Source organism: Vibrio sp. 1580 (assembly GCF_033340055.1).
The window spans coordinates 1-516 of sequence record NZ_JAWOVT010000745.1 but is presented as its reverse complement, the minus strand read 5'-3'; the positions used below and the strand labels follow the sequence as shown (position 1 = coordinate 516).

Genomic DNA, 516 nt, shown 5'->3' with positions numbered 1-516 from the left:
CGCACGCAGGTGGCTACAACCCACCAATCGTCGTGATTCACGGTAACATGGTTCGTGAACTTCCGGATTCATACAAGCGTTACTTGATGAACTACTTCCGCAAGTCACTGGAAATTATGGGTACGCCAATTCGTATCAACTTCCAGAATAGCGAAAACCCGTTTGAGAATCGTGCGAACAAGCTAACCTTGTCTCAAGAGCGTAAGCGTAAACGTATGATGTCTGTGGTTAAAAACCGCAAAAAATAATTTAAGCATTTGAAGATACCCAAGTTTTTACTTGGGTATTTTTTTATCTGTTTTTTGCAACCTCGAAAAGTGATGTGAGATGTGTCCTTTTCTAAACCTTACTTTCATCATTATCACAATGTTCTTCTGCGCGGTTTTTCTCTAGTGATATTAGTGATGACGTGCAGATTCCTGTATCTTCAAATGCTCAGCACACAACCTTAACTTCTTACATTCACTAAGATAAGCAAAGCATGACGTCGACCGAGAAAAAAACCCGTCTCTACCA

The 516-nt window shown here is 40.7% G+C and carries 1 pseudogene; it reads left to right on the top strand.

The features are described from left to right. Positions 1 to 248: pseudogene (locus tag R7093_RS28160) on the top strand (ribosome biogenesis GTPase Der); the annotation flags it as partial. Positions 249 to 516: the final 268 nt, after the last annotated feature.